The sequence below is a fragment of the Mesorhizobium sp. M0923 genome, from assembly GCF_040319365.1.
Taxonomy (GTDB): domain Bacteria; phylum Pseudomonadota; class Alphaproteobacteria; order Rhizobiales; family Rhizobiaceae; genus Mesorhizobium.
This window is the reverse complement of the sequence record NZ_JAMYNW010000002.1, coordinates 364,946-382,665: the sequence shown is the minus strand read 5'-3', so window position 1 is coordinate 382,665 and position 17,720 is coordinate 364,946. Positions and strand designations below refer to the sequence as shown.

The following is a 17,720-nucleotide window of genomic DNA, read 5'->3' as shown; positions in this document are numbered from 1 at the left end:
TCTTTGTTTCTACGCAATTCCGGACGGAAAACCGTTTCACACCTTTCCTGGAATTGCGCTAAAGCCTTCGCGGCTCAAGCCGTCGCCGGACCGGCGACGATGCCGCGGTCGTGCAGGCTTCCGATCTCGCCGTCGCTCAACCCCAGTTCGGTCAGGATCTCGTCGGTGTGCTCGCCAAGTACGGGCGCGCGGACTGCAGGAAGCCGTTCCACCGAGGAGAAATCCAGTGGCGAAGTCGGCGTCAGCAGCGATCCGAGACCGGGGTGATCGACCTTTGCGAACATCGGGTTGTCCGTCGAGCAGCGCGGATCCTCGACCAATAATTGCCGGAATGTCTGGTAAGGCCCCCACGAGACGCCGGATGCCGTGAAGATGCGCCGCACGTCGGCGAAGCTCCGTGCCGAAAACCACGGCGCCAGTAGGGCGGCGATCGCCTCGCGCGCCGCATAACGCCCGCCTTCGCTGTCGAGGTCGGCGCCGCTTGTTGCCGCGAGCTTTGCCGTGTCCAGCCCGGTCGCCTGCAGCAGTACGGCCCATTGCCGGCCGGTCAGCGCCATCACCATGACGCGGCGGTCGTCGGCGGTGAGGAAATCCCGCCCGAACGCACCATAGAGATAGTTGCCGTCCTTTTCGGCACTGCCTCCAAGTTCGGCCTGCGCCAGCCGACCGAGATTGCCGGTCATGGCCAGCGCTACGTCCGATAGCGCCAGTTTCACCAATGACCCGTTGCCGGTGCGGCTGCGGTGGCGGTCGGCGGCAAGCACGCCCACCGCCGCCATCTCGCCCATCGCGATGTCCCAGGCCGGCAGCACGCTATTGGTAGGCTCCGTGGCGCCGCGCGCGCCGGTGATTTCGGCAAAGCCGGTTGCCGCGTTGACGGTATAGTCGACCTCGCTGGTTCCATCATTGTTGCCGGTCAGCGCGATCATGATGACGTCGTTGCGCCGGTGCTTCAGGGCCTCGTAGGAGAGGGCGCCGCGCGCCGCAAAATTGGTCAGGAAGATGCCGTTGCCCGGCCCCGGTCTCGCGATCAGACTGGCCACGACGTCCTGCCCTTCGGGCGACTGCAGGTTGATCTGGATCGAACGCTTGCCCTTGTTCATGCCGGCCCAGAACAGGCTCTGGCCGTTGTCCGCCACTGGCCACCGGCCATGGTCGAGCCCACCGCCGATCTGGTCGTAGCGGATCACGTCGGCCCCCAATTGTGCCAGCGTCATGCCGCCGAGCGGTGCCGCCACGAAGGCCGAGCCCTCGACGATGCTAAGGCCGGCGAGAATGCCGCCGCTCATGCGAACAGCCCCACTGATCGCCAGTCGAGCACGTCGGAAATCCCGCCATCGGAAGCGGTCGCCCGCACCAGTGAGCGCAAATGCACCAGCCCACCGCCGCCGGGCAGAGGCTCGCAGTGCCCGATGCCGATTTCGGAGTGCAGCGTGTCGCCCTCGTGCACCGGCCCCAGATGATCGCAGTCCTGCCAGCCCAAAAAGGTGACCAGCGACGGCAGTGCACGGGTCAACTGTGCCGCTGCCAGCCCGATCGTATGGCCGCCATAGACGAGGCGCTGCCCCGTCTGGGTGCGGTCATGGTGGATCGTCGCCAGGTTCATCGTCAGCCGCGCCAGCTCCGGCGCGCTGCTCACCACATCGCCGCCGGCAAGGCGATGGATGGTGCCGGCGCTGAGATCGTTGAAATGCGGGCCAGGCACCGCCTTGCGGTAAGCGTCGAGGTTCCATCCGCCGATCGCCGCCGGCGCTCCCGTGAACTCGGATCGCGGCGGATCGGTTTCGCCCTGCGCGGCACCATCCCCTGCCTGTCTGGCCGGTAGTAGCGCGCACCGGCAGAAATCGAGTACCGGTCGGTCCTCCTGATCGCTGGTGGCGATCCGCATGGTGACCAGGCCGCGCGACGCACGCCCCGGCCTGGCGGCGGCGGACCGCAGCCCGATGATGGTGGTGACGGTCTTCAAACTGTCGCCGATCGCCGGCGCCCGGCGAAAGATCAGACCGCGGTAGAAGAGGTTGGCGATCGCCCGCTGCGTCACCAGCGTCGACTGGCCGATCGCCACGTCCCAGACCAGCGCCGGCGCGGCAAAAGGCTGCTTTAGTCCGGTCACGGATGCCGACAGTGCCGCATCGAAGGCCAGCCTCAGCCTGCCGCCGACGATTGCATGGTGGGCAGCGGCAAGGCCATCGCTCAGCCGCATCACCGGCGCTCCGTCGAAGCGGTCGCCGATGCGGAGATCCTCGTAGAACGGACCGTCGATGCCTGTTGCGGGGGGAGACGTGATCACGCTGCTGAACCTTCGTCAGCTTCGGCCCGGATCAGAAGGATGCGCTGCCAGCGGCCGCACCACCACCTTCAGCCAGGGGTAGAACGGCAGCGACGCGATCGCCTCATGCAGCGCGGTCGCGTCCGGCGCCTCCCAGATGCCGAAATTCGCCCATCGGCCCGGCTGACGCCACAGCCGGCGCACGATGCCGGCCGCGGCCAGTTCCTTGGCGCGACGGCCTTCTGCCGCGATCAGCTCCGCCTTTTGCAGGGGGTCGCCGTCGGGCGGGAAATTTACCTCTATTTCGACCAGAAATTCCATCTCTGGTCCCCTCCAGCCGAATGGGCGCCGACATGCGCCAGGATTTCGCCGAGATCCGGCGCCGGTGAGTCCAGCACCTCCATTGTCGCCCGCTCCACGGCATCGCTTATGTCGGCCTTAAGCTGGTCGAGACCGCCCGGCGCCAATATTTTTTCGCCGGCCAGCCGCTCTGCCAGGATGTCGATCGGGTCACGCTTCAGCCAGGCATCGAGCTCGCCGGCCGGCCGATAGGTCGCCGGGTCCGAACGTGAATGGCCGGAATAGCGATAGGTCTTCATTTCGATCAGTGTCGGCCCTTCGCCGCGGCGGGCGCGGGCGACGGCGGTCGCCATCGCCTCCGCCACCTTGTCGACATCCTGCCCGTCGGCGACGACGCCCGGCATATTGTAGCTCGCTGCACGTATGGCGATGTCCTCGACCGGGGTCGACAGCTGGATACGGGTGTATTCGCCGTAGAGATTGTTCTCGCAGACGAAGACCACCGGCAGCTTGCGGATCGCCGCGAAATTGAGCGACTCGTGGAAGGCGCCGATATTGGCCGAGCCGTCGCCGAAAATGGATACGGCGACGCGGTCCTTGCCGCGGGCGCGTGCCGCCATCGCCGCGCCGCAGGCGATCGGCAGGCCGGCGCCGACAATGGCGGCGGTCGGCAGCAGCCCGACCTCTGGCTCGACCAGATGCATGGAACCGCCGAGGCCACCGGCACAACCGATGACGCGGCCGCAGATCTCGCCGATAACCGCCGTTGGCGACACGCCGAGCGCCAACGCGTGGCCATGGCCGCGATAGGTGCAGGTCACGATGTCGTCGGGCTCGATCGAGCGCGCGATGCCGACCGAGACGGCCTCCTGTCCACAGGCAAGATGTGTGCTGCCGCGGACATGTCCTTCGGCGAAGAGTTTCTGGATGCGCTCCTCGACCGCGCGGATCTCGACCATGCGCGTGAGCTGCTCCAGCCTGTTCTTCAAGGCCTCGCGCCGCACGATCGGCACATTCGAATTGGAGAGCGTCATGCTGCGTTCCTCCACCACGGCAGGGGTGGCTTGTTGGTCGAGACAAGCGTCGCGATCTGCTCTGCCACATAGGCCGGGCTCGGCAGGAAACGGGCTTCCAGCGCGCCGCTATAAGGTACGGGCGCTTCGGGAAGCGTGATACGATGCGGCGGCGCCTTCAGCCGGCCGAACGCCTCGATGGCGATCGACGAGACAACATCGCCGCCCCAGCCGCTGCCGGCCGGCGCCTCCTCGAGTGTCACCAGGCGGCCTGTGCGCGCAACCGATTCGGCAACACTCCGGCGGTCCCATGGCCACAGCGTCAGAAGGTCGACGACCTCGATATTGGCGTGGCTGGTTTCCGCTGCCGCGAGCGCCACCCGCCGCATCGCGCCGCAGGTGACGAGCGTCACGTCGCTGCCGGGCCGCGCGATCTCGGCTTGGCCGAGCGGAATGCGGTAGTTGCGGTCGAATTCGTATTCCTCGCGCTCGGCGTAAAGCACGCGCGGTTCGAGCACCACCACCGGATCCGGATCTTCGATCGCCGACCGCAGCAGGCCATAGGTCGTGCGCGCATTGCTGGTCACCGCGACCTTGAGGCCGGGCGTGCCGCGGAACCAGTGGTCGAGCATCTGCGAATGCTGGCAGCCAAACCCCTGGCCGGCGCCGGCGGACGCCCGCACGACGAGCGGCGTCGGCAGCCGGCCGCGCGACAGATAGCGCATCGTTGCCGCCTGCGTCGTCAACTGGTCGAGCGCGACGCCGATGAATTCGATGAACATCATCTCGACCACCGGCTTCAGGCCGCAGACGGCAGCACCGACCGCGGCACCCATGAACGCCATTTCCGAAATCGGTGTGTCGATCACCCGTTCGGGGCCATGCGTGGCAAGCAGCCCCTCGGTCACCTTGAACGGACCCCCGGCGGCGGCGATGTCTTCACCCATGACGATGACGCTGGGGTCATCCGTCATCGCGTCGTCAAGTGCCCGCAGAACCGCTTGCCGTATCCAGATCTTAGCCAAGGTTCAGACCTCCCAATGCACTGCCCGGATCGTCGATAGCGTCGGCGAAATTATCGCAGCGGAAGAAATTTGGAACGTTTTTATCGGCACTGGCGTCATTCCGGTTTGTAGCTGCCGAAGGCTTGGGCACTTTCGATGAGCTCGACGCGGAAGCCGTCCGGGTCGATCATGTAAACCGCCTTGCCGCCCTTGTTCGGCCCGATCGTCGGTGTCACCGGCGGCGACACGGATTTGACGCCCATCGCCGTCAGTTTTTCGTAGAACGACATGAGGTCATCGACGTTGAAGGCGATGTGGCCATTGCCGACATTGCCGTTATGCATGTCGACGGGAATCTGCTCGACATTGCGGTATTCCAGAAGCTCGAGGCAGACGTCGGTACCGGGCAGGCGCAGGATGGCGCTGTGCAGGTCGACTTCCGGATAGCCGACCAATTCGCCGATATAGGGCGCACGCGGGTTCCATTGGAACGCCAGCTCGAATCCGAGCACGTCGCGATAGAACGCGATCGAGCGGTCGAGCGACCGCACGGTGAAGCCGGTGTGATGGGCTTTCGTGATCCTGGCCATTCCGTCTGCGCTCCTTTGGTCAGGCGTTCAGATAGCCGTCGTCGCACATGACGACATGGCCGGTGACCAGTTCCGAGGCGTCGCTGGCGAGGAACACCGCCGTGCCGATCAGTTCGCGCGGCAAGCCGAGTCGCGGCCGCGGCATGCGCGCCTTGATGAAATCGGCGGTGATCGAGCTTGTCGCTCCCGCCGCCCTGGTCAGCGGCGATTCCATCAGTGTCGGCCCGATGCCGTTGACCCTGACGCCGCGGTCGCGCCACTCGAGCGCCAGTGCGCGGGTGACCTGCAGGACGCCGCCCTTCGATGCGAGATAGGCGCTCGCCCAGGGATAGGCTTTGAACGAGCCGATCGAGGCGATGTTGATGATCGAGCCCTTGTTCTGGCCGAGCATCACTCCGCCAAAGGCCTGGCAGCAGAAATACGTGCCCTTCAGGTTGAGGTCGAGGATGAAGTTGAATTTGTCCTCGGGGAACTCCTCGGCCGGGCTGCGGAAGGCCGAGCCGGCGCTGTTGACCAGTATGTCGATATGGCCGTGACCGCGCTTGACCGCCTCGGCCAAGGCGAAGCACTGGTCGCGCTTGGTGACATCGAGGCTGGCGACCTCGGCTTTGCCACCCTGTTCGGCGATCGTTGCGCGCGTCGCTTCGGCGCCGGCCATGTTGATGTCGGCAACGATGACGGTGACGCCCAATTGCGCGTAGCCGATCGCGATCGCGGCACCCAGCCCGCTGCCGCCGCCGGTCACGACGGCGACGCGGCCGGAGAGGTCGAAGAGGCCCACTGCATAATTGGCGGGAACGGTCTGGTCGTCGGTCATCGCTATGCCCGTGTCTAGGCCGCTCCGCGGCGGCTTTGGTCAGTCGAGAATGTGGTCGGGATCCTGGTGCGGTTGGCTCAGCGCCCATTCCCGGTTGATCATGTCGCCGAAGCCGGGTTTGGCAGGAAGCGGCTTCATCAGCCCGCCCTTGATGATTTCCGGTTGCACCAGGCTGTCCGCATAGGGGTCGACGCCGCTCCACGGCACGCCCCATTCGACCGGCTTGTCGGAAAAGCCCCAGGCGCTGAACACCTGGCTGTGCACATGCGCGAACATGTGCGGACCGAAATCGACGCCCGCGGCAAGGCACTCGTCGATAATGGCGCGGCCGCCGGTAATCCCACCCATGCAGGTCAGGTCGACGCGCACGCGGTCGACGGAGCCGGCCATGATCAGCGCTTCGGGATAGTAAGAGCCGCCCTGTTCGTCGCCTTGCCAGATCGGCATTGGCACGCGTTTGCGCAGCTCGGCGAGCTTCCTGGCGTTTCCCGGCGGGAAGATGTCTTCGATGCAGCCCATATTGAGATCGGCGAGGCGGTTGGCATAGGCGGCAGCCGCGTCGACGTCCGAGAACATCCAGACCAGATCGGTGCCGAGCCAGGCGTCCGGCGCGTTCCTGCGCGCGGCGCGCAGCCGCGCTTCGGATTCATCCAGCGTGACGCCCATTGGCGCCTTGAACCGGCGCCAGCCCGCGGCATAGAGCCCTTTCACCTGCTCGCCGATCTGCTGCGGGTTCATCAGCGCCGGCGGGTAGCCGACGATCGCGGTTGCCGGCATTGGCGCGGTTGTTCCGCCGAGGAACTCGGCGATCGACTTGTCGGCTATCTTTGCTGCCGCGTCCCATGCGGCGAGGTCGACCTGCGACAGCGCGCGCAAGCCGACACCGGCGCTGTGCGAACCGTAGCTGCGCCCCTTGGCTGTCTTGAAGGTCTTCACGCGGTCGCCAACGTCGGTACCGATATAAACTGGGGCGATGCTCTTGCGGATCTGCTCGGCGCAGGCGCCATCCCGCGTCAGCGTGAACGACCAGCCCTCATGGCCGGACTGCGTGCGCAGCCGCACGACCACGAATTCCCTTTGCTTCATCACCCAGTCGCCAAAGATCACCGGCGCCGGCAATTGGCCCAGTATGGCGGCGACGCTGATATCGACGATAGTTGAAGGACCAGGCATTCCATCCCCTCCCAAGGACCCCGGCCGACCCGGGAAAGCGGAGCAACCATAGCCCCGCGAGGCGGTTTGGTCAACCGATTGATCTGGTCTGGTCAAACGATTGACATAGATTCTCGAATTGCCTAGTCTCGCGCCACAATTTCTGGTGCGGGACCGCTTTTGTCGGCAGTCGCCAACGGTGCGAAATGCGCTCCTGCATCGCCCGCGCCTGGCTGCTTGCAGGCCGTTGCGCAGGGAAGGGTGTTGATGGGATCGATCAGCCTGCAGAAGGTCGGCAAGCTCTATGGCGCCGTTTCGGCGGTCCATAGCGTCGACCTTGAGGTTGAGGACGGCGAGTTCGTCGTCTTCGTCGGCCCGTCCGGCTGCGGCAAGTCGACATTATTGCGCATGATCGCTGGGCTGGAATCCATCACCACCGGCAAGATCAGCATCAATGGCAAGGTGATGAACGAGGTGTCGCCGCGCGATCGCGACATTGCCATGGTCTTCCAGAACTATGCGCTCTACCCGCAAATGACGGTGCACGAGAACATCGCCTTCGCGCTGCAGTTGCGTAAATTTGCCAAGGCCGAGATCGACCGCCGCGTCAGCGAAGCGGCGCGAATTCTCGACCTCGCCGATCTGCTTGACCGTAAGCCGCGCGAGCTCTCCGGCGGCCAGCGGCAGCGTGTCGCCATGGGCCGCGCCATTGTGCGCGATCCGGAGGCCTTTTTGCTCGACGAGCCGCTCTCCAATCTTGACGCGAAATTGCGCGTCCAGCTACGCGCCGAGCTCAGCCGCCTGCATGTGCGGCTCGGCGTCACCACAATCCATGTCACCCACGACCAGGTCGAAGCGATGACGCTCGGCAGCCGCGTCGCCGTCTTTTCGCGCGGCGCGCTGCAGCAGTACGACACGCCGCACGCGCTCTATCACGCGCCGTCCAACATTTTCGTTGCCGGTTTCATCGGCAGCCCGGCGATGAATTTCCTTGAGGCAACTGTAGTCGATGCCGGGCGCGGCAAGATGGTCGTGTCCATCGGCGACGGTCGGCTGGTTGTGACACCGAAGTCGGATGCCCACGACCTCCCGGCCGGCAGAACATTGCTGGTCGGCCTCCGGCCGGAGCACCTGTCATGGCGGCCTGCAGGCGAAGCTTCGGCCAGCGGGGGGGCAGCAAGCTGTCTGGCCGGCCGTGTCGAGCTGGTCGAACAGCTCGAACCTGAATCCTTCATCGCGGTGGCTCCAGCCAATCCCCAGGTCGTCATCCGCACCGCTGATGATTATTCGATCGGCACTCCCGCCGATCCGGCCGAGCTGGTGCGCCGGGATGCCCGCCTGATCGTGCTTCGCGTCAGCGCCGACAAGGTGCCGCGCCGCGACACGATGCTGGAACTCGTCATCGATGGTAGCCGCGCGCATCTCTTCGACGGCACCACGGGCAAGGCGCTGTGATGAGAACGCGTGCCGCCTCGAATTTCACCGAAGTCTTTGCGCTCGATCTTGGCGGGGGTCTTGTCGTCTGGCAACGAAGAAGTGGGTGTTTTCAAGCGCCCATCCGCCGCGAAGCTTGGCTGCCAGCCGGCGGACTTCCTTCAACCCTCGCCTTGCAGACGGAGAACTGACGATGCGTTCCACACTCAAGATGCCCAAGGTCGGCGATGCCGTCGATGAAGTCGTCATCAGCGAAATCCAGGCCAGCATCGGTGCCAAGATCACCGAGGGGCAAACCCTGTTCACGGTGGAGACCGACAAAACCCAGGTCGAGGTTCCCGCACCCTTCGCCGGAACCGTCATCGAGATATTGATCGCTGTCGGCGATGACGTGAGGACCGGCGCCCCGACCCTGGTGCTCGAGGTCTGACATGCCGAGGGTTCATTCGGCCCGCGACGAAAGGTTTGGCTCGTATCTCGACGACTACGAGATCGGCGACGTGTTCAAGCACTGGCCGGGCAAGACCGTTACCGAGGCCGATGACCACCTCTTTTGCCTGCTGACCATGGCGGCCAGCCCGCTCCACATCGACCGCCATTTCGCCGAGACCGAAATGGCGCAAGGCCGCAATGTCGTCGTCGGCACCTATGTCTACTCGCTGCTTCTCGGCATGAGCGTACCCGACATTTCCGGACGCGCGGTCGCCAATCTCGGCCTTAGCGAGCTGCGCCATCTCGCTCCGTTGTTCCATGGCGATACGCTCTATGGCGAGACCGAAATACTGGCGCAGCGTCCATCCGCCTCCAGGCAGGGCGAGGGGGTTTTGACCGTTCGCACGGATGGGTTCAACCAGGACCGGCTCAAAGTCTGCACATTCACGCGCTCGGTCCTGCTGCCGCTGCGCCCCGGGAAGGACGCGTGATGGACAAGCCGGCTCCGCCAGCGACCAAGACCGTGCCGAAGGCCGAAGCGTCGGGGCCGCTCGACGGCGTCCGCGTCATCGAGCTGGCCACCGTCGTAGCCGGGCCGGGTGCCGGCCGTTATCTTGCTGATTTCGGCGCGGAGGTCATCAAGGTCGAGGGGCCGGGTGGCGATCCGACCCGCCGCATGGGGTGGACCGGTCCGGGGGAAACGGATTCCTATTTCTGGAAACTGGTCAACCGAAACAAGCAGGTCATTGCGCTCGACCTCAAGACCGATACCGGCAAGGAAAATCTCTGGTCGCTGCTGCTCGACGCCAACGTACTGATCGAGAACATGCGGCCGGGCAAGCTCGAGGCGCTGGGTTTTGCGCCGGACGAACTGCTGCGCCGCAATCCCAGGCTGGTGATCCTGCGCATCACCGGTTTCGGCCAGGATGGTCCCTATGCCATGCATCCGGGCTTCGCCACGATTGCCGAGGCGATGAGTGGGTTTTCCGGGCTCCTCGGCGAGGCCGGGGGCCCGCCGCTGCTGCCGCCGATCGCCATGACCGACGAAGTCACCGCCCTTGTCGGCGCCTTTGCGGCGCTGGCGGCGCTGCGTCATGCCGAGCGGACAGGCGAAGGCCAGACAGTCGACGTCAATCTGCTCAACTCGATGTTCCAGATCATGGGGCCGTTACCGTCCGCCTATGCCCATCTCGGCTATCTGCAGCCGCGGCTCGGCTCCGGCATCCCCTACACCGTCCCGCGCGGCACCTATCGTTGCGCCGATGGCGTGTGGGTGGCGATTTCGAGCTCGTCCGATTCCGTCGCCCGCCGCGTCCTGGCCTTGATCGGTCACGGTGACGATCCCCGCTTTGCCGGCTTCCAGGCCCGCAGCCAGAACCGCGAGGCATTGGAGGCCTATGTCGCCGCCTGGGTCGCCGGCCGGCCATCCGAGGAGGTGCTGCGCGAGTTCCGCCGCGTCGATGCGGCAATCGCCAAGGTCCTCGACATGAGGGACATCTTTGACGACGAGCATTTCCGCGCCCGCGGTATGATCGCCGAAGTGGACGGCGTGGTGATGCAGAATGTCGTTGCCGGCATGTCGAAGACACCCGGCCGCCTGCGTCATCAGGGCCGTCCGTTCGACGCCGATACCGAGGCGGTGCTCGCCCGCTTCGCTGGGGGTCGGGGAGCCGCAAAGAAGCCGACGCAGAAGACCTGAACCACTTCAGTCCGGCGCGAGATTTCGGCGCAGCAATTTGCCGTTGGCGCTGCGCGGCAGGCTCGGCACGAAGAACACCTGTTTCGGCCGTTTGTAGGCGGCGAGCCTTTGCCCCGCCAGGGCGACGATATCTTCGGCGCTGACGCTGACGCCTGCCTTGCGCACGACATAGGCCGCGATAACCGAGACATCGTCGCGCACCCGGTGTTCGGCAACGGCGATCTCGGCGACGCCGGGGCAGGGCGCAAGCGCTGCCTCGACTTCCAGCGGCGAGACGCGGAAGTCGCCAGCATTCATCATGTCGCGTTCGATTTTCAGTTTCGCGACATGGAAAACCCGGATTCTGGCGGCGACAATACGCGACGTGGCGCGCGTTTCCGGCGTGTCCGTCGGAACCGTTTCACGGAGCTTGAACGCGCCTGAGACTGTCAGGCCGGAGACGTTGGGGAAGGTACGCGCGGCAATCCAGTCGCTCGGCTTCCAGCCCGATTCGCGCCCAGAACATGCGCCGTCGGAACACCATGACGGTTGGTTTCGTCATCGACGACATTGCCAATCCCTGGCATGCCAGTTGCTTCAAGGCGGTGGACGCGGAAATGCGCCAGCGCGGCTATTCGCTTTACCTGATGAGCACCAACGGCCGCGCCACCGAGGAGGCGGCGGCGATCGACATGCTGCAGCATGGGCGGGCCGACGGCATGATCATGACCATCAACAACGAACAGGATGCGCGCACCATCAAGCGCTTGAAGGAGTTGCGGATTCCATCAGTACTGCTCGATCGCGACATTCCGCTCGAGATCGACGCGGTGCTGACCGAGCACGCCACCGGGTTACGGCAGGCGACAAGCTATCTGATCGAACTCGGGCACCGTCGCATTGCCATCATCACGGCCGGCAGCGACATCAGGCCGGGCCGTGAACGGGGTGCGCGGCTTCGTAGAGGCGTTCCAGCGCAGCGGCCTGCCGGTGCCGCAGGATCTGATCCGCTCGCAAAGCCTCTCGGTGGACTTCGGTTTCCGCGAGGCCACCGCCCTGTTCCAGATGAAGGAGCGTCCAACCGCCATCATCGCCGCCGGCAACCGCATTCTGGTCGGCGTGCTGCGCGCCATCCAGCAGCAAGGCGTTTCGGTCCCGGGCGATATCTCGCTGATCGGCTGCGACAGGTCGGACGTCGCGCTCCTTTATCCCGGCCCGATCACGCTCATCGACCGGGCCGTCGAGGAGATCGGCCGCACCGCAGCACAGCTTCTGCTGGAGCGGCTCGGCCGCCAGAGCGAGCGGCCGGCGCAACGCATCGCCTTTCCGACCCATCTGATCCTCGGCGGCTCCTGCTTGCCCGTCCCGAAATAGAGGCGGTTCACGGCCTGGTTACTGCCGAATTGGATCGTTCTCTATTCAGATCAGGTCGGCTCTGGCGAGGTCGCGCATCAGATGGCTGGCGCCATAGGTCCAGTGCGGGCAGTCGGGTGACAGCCGCACGCGGTTGACCAAGGCGCCGAACTTGTCCGACGAGATGGTGACGATGTCGCCGACCTTGTGGGTAAAACCCTTGCCTTTTTCGCCGCGATCCTTCGACGGCACGAACATCGTGCCGAGATAGAGCGCGAGCCCGTCCGGGTACTGGTGGTGCGGCCCCATCGCGGCTGCGACCAGCTCTTCCGGCGAACGGCTGATCTCGGCCATCGAACTGGCGCCCTCCAGCGAGAACCCGTCCTCGCCCTCGACCTTCAGCCGTACGACCGCCTTCTTCACGTCGCCGATGGAAAATGTCTCGTCGAACAGCCGGATAAAGGGGCCAAGTGCTGCCGAAGCGTTGTTGTCCTTGGCTTTGCCGAGCAGGAGCGCCGAGCGTCCCTCGACGTCGCGCAGATTGACGTCGTTGCCGATCGTCGCCCCGACAATCCTGCCGCTGCTGGCGGCAATCATGGCGATCTCCGGCTCCGGATTGTTCCATGTCGAAACCGGATGCAGGCCAACATCGGCGCCGAAGCCGACCGAGGCCATCGGCTGGCATTTGGTGAAGATCTCGGCATCGGGCCCGATGCCGACTTCCAGATATTGCGACCAGGCGCCGCGCGCGATCAGCTTGGCCTTGATCTCCATCGCTTCCGGCGAGCCGGGTTTGAGCTTCGACAGATCGTGGCCGATCAGCCCGGCGATGTCGGCTCGAATGGCGTCGGCCTTCTCCGCCGAGCCGCGCGCCTGTTCCTCGATGACGCGCTCGAGCAGGCTGACGACAAAGGTAACGCCAGACGCCTTGATCGCCTGCAGGTCGACGGGGGACAGCAGGTACGGCGTTCCCGGATCGCGCGCTGTCTCGAAACTGTTGGCGGCAATGGCTTCGAGCGGGCCGATCGGCCGCCCCTTGGCCGAGCGGACGTGTCCTGCCGGATCCGGCAATTCGCAAATGTCGCGTACGGTCGGTGCCACATTTGACGTGATGTCGAAGACCGTGCCGTCGCGCACCGTGACCACCAGCGGATGGGAAGCATCGCTCGTCCGGGCGCGGCCTACGAAGAGGCCCTCGGCGGGCAAATGTGTGGCGTTCGTCATGACTTGCGTTTCCTGTTGTCTTGTCCTTTGGCCGCGGCACTTTCAACAAATTCCCGCCAAACGTCTATCCCGCTTCCAGGGTGAGCTTTGTCAATTCTTTCCAGCGGTCTTCGCATCGCTGGACCTTGATCGAGCCTGACGTGCGCCCATTGCCATGGAAAACGCTCTTTCAAAATAATGAAACCGTCGCTAGGGTTTTCACTTACTGAAATCTCCAGGTGACGCTTGCGCTTACGGTTTTCCGATCCAATCTGGCAAAAGCCGCGGACAGCAACCGCGTTCCAGTCGCTTTTTCCAGCCGGCCGACGCGTCGATGTCGTCATCGTCGGCGGCGGCATCATGGGGCTGTCGACGGCCTTGCACGCCGCCCGGCTCGGTCTTGCCGTCCAGGTGCTGGACGCCGGCGAAATCGGCAATGGCGCATCCGGCCTGAACGGCGGTCAGGTCATTCCCGGCCTGAAATACGATCCGGACTGGCTGCTGGAGCATTTTGGTCTGGAGCGCGGCGAAGCGCTCGTCAACTTTGCCGCCTCGACCGCTGACACCGTCTTCGAATTGATCCGCGACGAAGGACTGGCGGTGCCGTTCGTCCGTAATGGCTGGATCCAGGCGGCGCATACCGGGACCGCGCTAAAAGCGGCGGCAAACCGGGATCGGCAGTGGCGCGCCCGCGGCGCCGATGTCCGGCTGCTGAGCGCGACGGAGATTGCGACGATGACCGGCGCGCAAGGCTATCTCGGCGGCTGGCTCGATCGCCGCGCCGGTGTCATCGATCCGCTCGCCTACACGTCGGAACTGGCGCGCGTCGCTGCCGCGGCGGGCGTGAAGATCGCCGAACGCCAGAACGTGATGCAGATCAGCAAGGGTGCTGGCATTTGGCACGTTTCGGCGGAAAGCGGCGCCGAACTGAAGGCCAAGGCGGTCGTTCTGGCGACCAACGCCTATACCGGCGGCCTGCTTCCCGGCCTCGCCGAGACGATCGTTCCGCTGCATTCCTTCCAGATCGCGACAGCGCCGCTATCGTCCAATCTCGCTGCGGCGATCCTGCCGGAAGGGCAGCCGGTTTCGGATTCGCGCCGCATCCTCGTCTATTACCGCAAGAGTGCCGACGGCCGGCTGGTGCTCGGCGGGCGCGGCCGCATGGCTTTGCCGAACGGCCCGGCCGACTGGGCGCATCTTGAACGCGCGCTGCTGCGGCTTTATCCGGCGCTGTCAGACATTGCCATTGAAAAGCGGTGGTTCGGCCGGGTGGCAATGACGCCGGACCATCTCCCGCATATCCACGAGCCAGAGAAGGGTCTGCTGGCGGTCGTCGGCTGCCAGGGCCGCGGCATCGGCCTGATGACCGCGCTTGGCGAGCGCATCGCCTCCTATCTGTCGAGCGGCGACACCAGGCAATTGCCGTTCCCGATATCGCCGATCCGGCCGATCCCTTTTCACGCGTTTCGGCAGGTCGGCGTTGCCGCGACCATCGCCTGGTACCGGATGCTGGACGCGTTCGAACGCTGACTTTCATTCCCAAGCGTGAAACAGCTTGACAGTTTCACCAATATGAAAAAAGCTTAGTCGATTTCAAATTTCGACGGACAGTCAATGTCGACCATTGCCGCAACGCAGCCGCTGCCGGAAACCCGGTCTTCGCCAGGCTTCCGTTTCGCTATGCTGCTGCCCGGCGGGCTGGTCACCTTTCTGCTGATCCTTTTCGCCCTTGGCTTGGTGTTCTTCCTTGCCTTCCGCGGCAATGACGGCTCGCTGCTGGGGGCTGGTTTTACCCTTGCGAATTTCGTCACTGTGGCCACCGATCCACTGTACTGGACGGTGACGCTGCGCTCGCTGGGCATCGCCGGCCTGGTCACGCTCGCAACCGTCGTCACCGCCTATCCCGTCGCCTATTATCTGGCTTTCCATGCCGGGCGGCGGCGTGGGCTGCTGCTGTTCCTGCTGACCCTGCCGTTCTGGACCAGCTATCTCCTGCGCGTCTTCGCCTGGAAGATCGTGCTTGCCTATAATGGCGTGCTGAACTCGGCGCTGATTGAAAGCGGCATCTGGTCGGAGCCGACATTGGCGTTCTTGAATACGCCGGCAGCAGTCGTCGTCACGCTCGCCCACGCTTATGCGCCATTCGCTATCCTGCCCATCTACGTGGCGCTGGACACGATCCCGAAATCGCTGCTCGAAGCCGCTTCCGATCTCGGCGCAAAACCGTTCACCAGCTTCCGCCGCGTCGTGCTGCCCAATTCGATGCCCGGCGTGCTGGCTGCGGCCCTCGTCGTTTTTGTGCCGACCGTCGGCGACTACGTCACCCCGGCGCTGGTCGGCGGCCCTGCCAGCACGATGATCGGCACACTGATCCAGGCCGAGTTCGGCAAGGCCAATGACTGGCCGTTCGGCGCCGCACTCGCCGTCGCCGTCATGCTTGTCATTCTCGCCGTGGTGCTGGTGGTGCGCTTCGCCGACCGCCGATACCGCAGCCGCACATGAACACAGCGCGTATCGATGCAAGGCAGGGCGGCGGCTGGCTCGGTGCCTATGTCCTTGCCTATCTGGTGTTCCTGTATTTGCCGATATTGCTGATCCCGCTGTTTTCCTTCAACAATTCCGTCCAGGCGGCATTTCCCCTGCAAGGCTTTACGCTTGAATGGTACGGCACGCTGTTAGGCAATTCGGCGCTGTCCGGTGCGCTCGCCAACAGCCTCGTCATCGGCGCCATTGCCGCCACCGGCGCCACGCTCTGTGGCATCACGGTGTCCTATATGGACCTCTACGGACGCTCGCCGCTGGCCGCCACCATCAGTGCCATAGCGCGGCTGCCGATCCTGATCCCAGGCGTCATCGTCGGCATATCGCTGCTCATCCTCGTCAACCTCGCCGGCTTTGGGCCGTCGCGCATTGCCATTGTGCTCGGCCACATATTGGTGGCGCTGCCGGCGACGGTGGTGGTCATGCGCAGCCGCTTCGCCGCCATCCCGAAGACCATCCGTGAGGCAGCGCTCGACCTCGGCGCCTCCGACTGGACGACCTTCAGGCGGGTGATGCTGCCACTCAGCCTGCCCGCCATTATCTCGGCGTTCATGCTGGCCTTCCTGACCTCGTTCGACGAGTTCATCGTCGCCTTCTTCCTTGCCGGTACCGAGCCGACGCTGCCGCTTTATATCTGGAGCCAGCTGCGCTTCCCGAAATCGCTGCCGACCGTCATGGCGCTGGGCACGGCGATCTTGGCCGTGTCCTTCGTCACCGCCGCACTCGCCGAAATCCTGCGCCATCGCGGGCTTGCCGCCGCTCAGCGGCCAGCGACCGCCAGCCTGTCAAAACCAGAAGAAACCGAAAGAGGAGAACTGCAATGGCATTCGACCTGAAATCGATAACGACAAAGACAGCGAAAACCGGACTGGCCGCCTTCGCGCTGGCGCTTGCGTCGACTGTCGCTTTTGCCGGCGACAAGCTGCAATATTTCACCTGGTCGGGCTATGAGCTGCCCGACTTCAACAAGAGCTTCCTCGCCGCGCACCCGGATGGTGTCGAAGCCTCGATGTTCGGCGACGACGATGACGCTTTCACCAAGGTCAAGGCCGGCTTCCGCCCCGATGTCGCGCACCCATGCTATGACAAGGTGGCGCGCTGGAACAAGGAAGGCCTGCTGCAGCCGATCGACACCAAGCGCATCAAGAACTGGGATTCGATCTTCCCGGTCTTCAAGAACCTGCCCGACCTGCAGGCCGGCGACGGCAAGGTCTGGATGGTGCCGTGGGACTGGGGCAACACCTCGATTCTCTACCGCACCGATCTGGTGAAGAACCCGGAAGCGAGCTGGAACCTGCTCTGGGACAAGCAATATGCCGGGCGCATGGCGACCATCGATGCCGTCCACGACACTCCGGTGGTGGCGGCCCTTCTTGCCGGCGTCAATCCATTCGACATGACGGCGGAACAGATGGACAAGGTTGCGGAGAAATTGCGCGAGCAGCGCCCGCTGCTCTCAAACTACACCACAGACATGACATCGGTCGAACAGGCGCTGGCCAGCGGCCAGCTGGTCGCCGCCATGACCTGGAATGCCTCGGCCACGTCGCTGAAGAAGCAAGGCGTGCCTGTCGAGTTCATGAAGCCGAAGGAAGGCATGCTTACCTGGGCTTGCGGTTTCGTCATGCTCAAGGACGCCAAGAACGTCGACCTCGCCTATGACTTCATCAACAGCCGGCTGGAAACGGACTCGGGCAAATACCTGATCCAGGCCTATGGCTATGGCAGCTCGACCAGCTCGGCTTTCGCTGCCGTGCCGAAGGAGGAGCTGGAGAAATTGCAGCTGCCCTCCGATCCGGAAGTGATGTTGAAGACCACCATCTTCACCGGGCCGATGAAACAGAATGATGAACTCGCCAAGATGTTCGAGAAGGTCAAGGCGGGCGGCTGAGCCTGCTTCTTCCTTCTCCCGCAAGGGGAAGGGAAAGCGTTGG

The 17,720-nt window shown here is 64.5% G+C and carries 20 protein-coding genes and 2 pseudogenes; 11 read left to right on the top strand and 11 right to left on the bottom strand.

Going from position 1 to position 17,720, the window contains the following annotated elements; all coding sequences use genetic code 11:
* Positions 1 to 74: 74 nt before the first annotated feature.
* The 8 genes from NKH89_RS05645 to NKH89_RS05610 all read right to left on the bottom strand — a co-directional run bounded on the left by NKH89_RS05645 (position 75) and on the right by NKH89_RS05610 (position 7,166).
* The gene (locus NKH89_RS05645; protein ID WP_352494003.1) at positions 75 to 1,289 is read right to left on the bottom strand and encodes a CoA transferase; all 1,215 of its coding nucleotides are present in this window, start codon (positions 1,287 to 1,289) and stop codon (positions 75 to 77) included.
* Positions 1,286 to 2,290 (bottom strand): MaoC family dehydratase, encoded by a 1,005-nt coding sequence (locus NKH89_RS05640; RefSeq protein ID WP_352494004.1) that lies wholly within the window; start codon positions 2,288 to 2,290, stop codon positions 1,286 to 1,288. Before NKH89_RS05640 ends, NKH89_RS05645 begins: the two co-directional genes overlap by 4 nt.
* A 15-nt stretch (positions 2,291 to 2,305) precedes the next feature.
* Positions 2,306 to 2,590 carry a muconolactone Delta-isomerase family protein gene (locus NKH89_RS05635; protein WP_352494005.1) on the bottom strand — a complete coding sequence of 95 codons (285 nt, stop codon included), beginning with the start codon at positions 2,588 to 2,590 and terminating at the stop codon, positions 2,306 to 2,308.
* A complete protein-coding gene (locus NKH89_RS05630) occupies positions 2,569 to 3,603 on the bottom strand; it encodes a thiamine pyrophosphate-dependent dehydrogenase E1 component subunit alpha (RefSeq protein ID WP_352814341.1) in 1,035 nt (344 codons plus the stop codon). Before NKH89_RS05630 ends, NKH89_RS05635 begins: the two co-directional genes overlap by 22 nt.
* Positions 3,600 to 4,607, bottom strand: a complete 1,008-nt coding sequence (locus NKH89_RS05625; protein WP_352908473.1) for an alpha-ketoacid dehydrogenase subunit beta — start codon at positions 4,605 to 4,607, stop codon at positions 3,600 to 3,602. The genes NKH89_RS05630 and NKH89_RS05625 overlap by 4 nt, the downstream gene beginning before the upstream one ends.
* 95 nt (positions 4,608 to 4,702) lie before the next feature.
* Positions 4,703 to 5,176: a VOC family protein gene (locus tag NKH89_RS05620; protein ID WP_023716820.1), complete on the bottom strand. Its 474-nt coding sequence runs from the start codon at positions 5,174 to 5,176 to the stop codon at positions 4,703 to 4,705.
* 19 nt (positions 5,177 to 5,195) lie between these two features.
* A complete protein-coding gene (locus tag NKH89_RS05615; protein ID WP_352814338.1) occupies positions 5,196 to 5,993 on the bottom strand; it encodes an SDR family NAD(P)-dependent oxidoreductase in 798 nt (265 codons plus the stop codon).
* Between the two features lie 39 nt (positions 5,994 to 6,032).
* Positions 6,033 to 7,166 (bottom strand): enolase C-terminal domain-like protein, encoded by a 1,134-nt coding sequence (locus tag NKH89_RS05610; protein WP_352814336.1) that lies wholly within the window; start codon positions 7,164 to 7,166, stop codon positions 6,033 to 6,035.
* A gap of 246 nt (positions 7,167 to 7,412) precedes the next feature.
* Here NKH89_RS05610 and NKH89_RS05605 point away from each other — a divergent pair, with 246 nt between their 5' ends.
* From NKH89_RS05605 to NKH89_RS05590, 4 genes are all read left to right on the top strand, one after another.
* Positions 7,413 to 8,600: an ABC transporter ATP-binding protein gene (locus NKH89_RS05605; protein WP_352908472.1), complete on the top strand. Its 1,188-nt coding sequence runs from the start codon at positions 7,413 to 7,415 to the stop codon at positions 8,598 to 8,600.
* Between the two features lie 172 nt (positions 8,601 to 8,772).
* Positions 8,773 to 9,009: a biotin/lipoyl-containing protein gene (locus NKH89_RS05600; protein ID WP_023716824.1), complete on the top strand. Its 237-nt coding sequence runs from the start codon at positions 8,773 to 8,775 to the stop codon at positions 9,007 to 9,009.
* A gap of 1 nt (position 9,010) precedes the next feature.
* Positions 9,011 to 9,502 carry a MaoC family dehydratase gene (locus NKH89_RS05595; RefSeq protein ID WP_023716825.1) on the top strand — a complete coding sequence of 164 codons (492 nt, stop codon included), beginning with the start codon at positions 9,011 to 9,013 and terminating at the stop codon, positions 9,500 to 9,502.
* Entirely contained in the window at positions 9,502 to 10,710 is a 1,209-nt protein-coding gene (locus NKH89_RS05590) for a CaiB/BaiF CoA transferase family protein (RefSeq protein WP_352484086.1), read from the top strand. The genes NKH89_RS05595 and NKH89_RS05590 overlap by 1 nt, the downstream gene beginning before the upstream one ends.
* A gap of 6 nt (positions 10,711 to 10,716) precedes the next feature.
* Here the strand turns inward: NKH89_RS05590 and NKH89_RS05585 are convergent, their stop codons facing one another.
* Positions 10,717 to 11,010, bottom strand: a complete 294-nt coding sequence (locus NKH89_RS05585; protein ID WP_352494032.1) for an AMP-binding enzyme — start codon at positions 11,008 to 11,010, stop codon at positions 10,717 to 10,719.
* On the opposite strand from NKH89_RS05585, the pseudogene NKH89_RS05580 reads away from it, so the two are divergent.
* The 3 genes and pseudogenes from NKH89_RS05580 to NKH89_RS05570 all read left to right on the top strand — a co-directional run.
* Positions 11,009 to 11,188 (top strand): annotated as a pseudogene (locus NKH89_RS05580) (LacI family DNA-binding transcriptional regulator); the annotation flags it as partial. The gene NKH89_RS05585 and the pseudogene NKH89_RS05580 sit on opposite strands and share 2 nt — an antisense overlap.
* A gap of 25 nt (positions 11,189 to 11,213) precedes the next feature.
* Positions 11,214 to 11,591 (top strand): annotated as a pseudogene (locus NKH89_RS05575) (type 1 periplasmic-binding domain-containing protein); the annotation flags it as partial.
* A 37-nt stretch (positions 11,592 to 11,628) separates the two neighbouring features.
* Positions 11,629 to 12,063, top strand: coding sequence for a substrate-binding domain-containing protein (locus NKH89_RS05570; RefSeq protein ID WP_352494013.1), 435 nt, complete (start codon positions 11,629 to 11,631; stop codon positions 12,061 to 12,063).
* A gap of 45 nt (positions 12,064 to 12,108) precedes the next feature.
* Here the strand turns inward: NKH89_RS05570 and NKH89_RS05565 are convergent, their stop codons facing one another.
* Together NKH89_RS05565 and NKH89_RS05560 are read right to left on the bottom strand one after the other, a co-directional pair.
* The gene (locus tag NKH89_RS05565; protein ID WP_352850382.1) at positions 12,109 to 13,266 is read right to left on the bottom strand and encodes a fumarylacetoacetate hydrolase family protein; all 1,158 of its coding nucleotides are present in this window, start codon (positions 13,264 to 13,266) and stop codon (positions 12,109 to 12,111) included.
* Positions 13,263 to 13,607, bottom strand: a complete 345-nt coding sequence (locus NKH89_RS05560; protein ID WP_352908471.1) for a hypothetical protein — start codon at positions 13,605 to 13,607, stop codon at positions 13,263 to 13,265. The genes NKH89_RS05565 and NKH89_RS05560 overlap by 4 nt, the downstream gene beginning before the upstream one ends.
* On the opposite strand from NKH89_RS05560, the gene NKH89_RS05555 reads away from it, so the two are divergent.
* The 4 genes from NKH89_RS05555 to NKH89_RS05540 all read left to right on the top strand — a co-directional run bounded on the left by NKH89_RS05555 (position 13,492) and on the right by NKH89_RS05540 (position 17,677).
* Positions 13,492 to 14,775, top strand: a complete 1,284-nt coding sequence (locus tag NKH89_RS05555) for an NAD(P)/FAD-dependent oxidoreductase (protein ID WP_023716831.1) — start codon at positions 13,492 to 13,494, stop codon at positions 14,773 to 14,775. The genes NKH89_RS05560 and NKH89_RS05555 overlap by 116 nt on opposite strands.
* 84 nt (positions 14,776 to 14,859) lie before the next feature.
* Complete coding sequence (locus NKH89_RS05550) at positions 14,860 to 15,747, top strand: ABC transporter permease (protein WP_352484081.1); 888 nt, start codon at positions 14,860 to 14,862, stop codon at positions 15,745 to 15,747.
* A complete protein-coding gene (locus NKH89_RS05545) occupies positions 15,744 to 16,622 on the top strand; it encodes an ABC transporter permease (protein WP_023716833.1) in 879 nt (292 codons plus the stop codon). Before NKH89_RS05550 ends, NKH89_RS05545 begins: the two co-directional genes overlap by 4 nt.
* A complete protein-coding gene (locus NKH89_RS05540; protein WP_352484080.1) occupies positions 16,607 to 17,677 on the top strand; it encodes an ABC transporter substrate-binding protein in 1,071 nt (356 codons plus the stop codon). Before NKH89_RS05545 ends, NKH89_RS05540 begins: the two co-directional genes overlap by 16 nt.
* Positions 17,678 to 17,720: the final 43 nt, after the last annotated feature.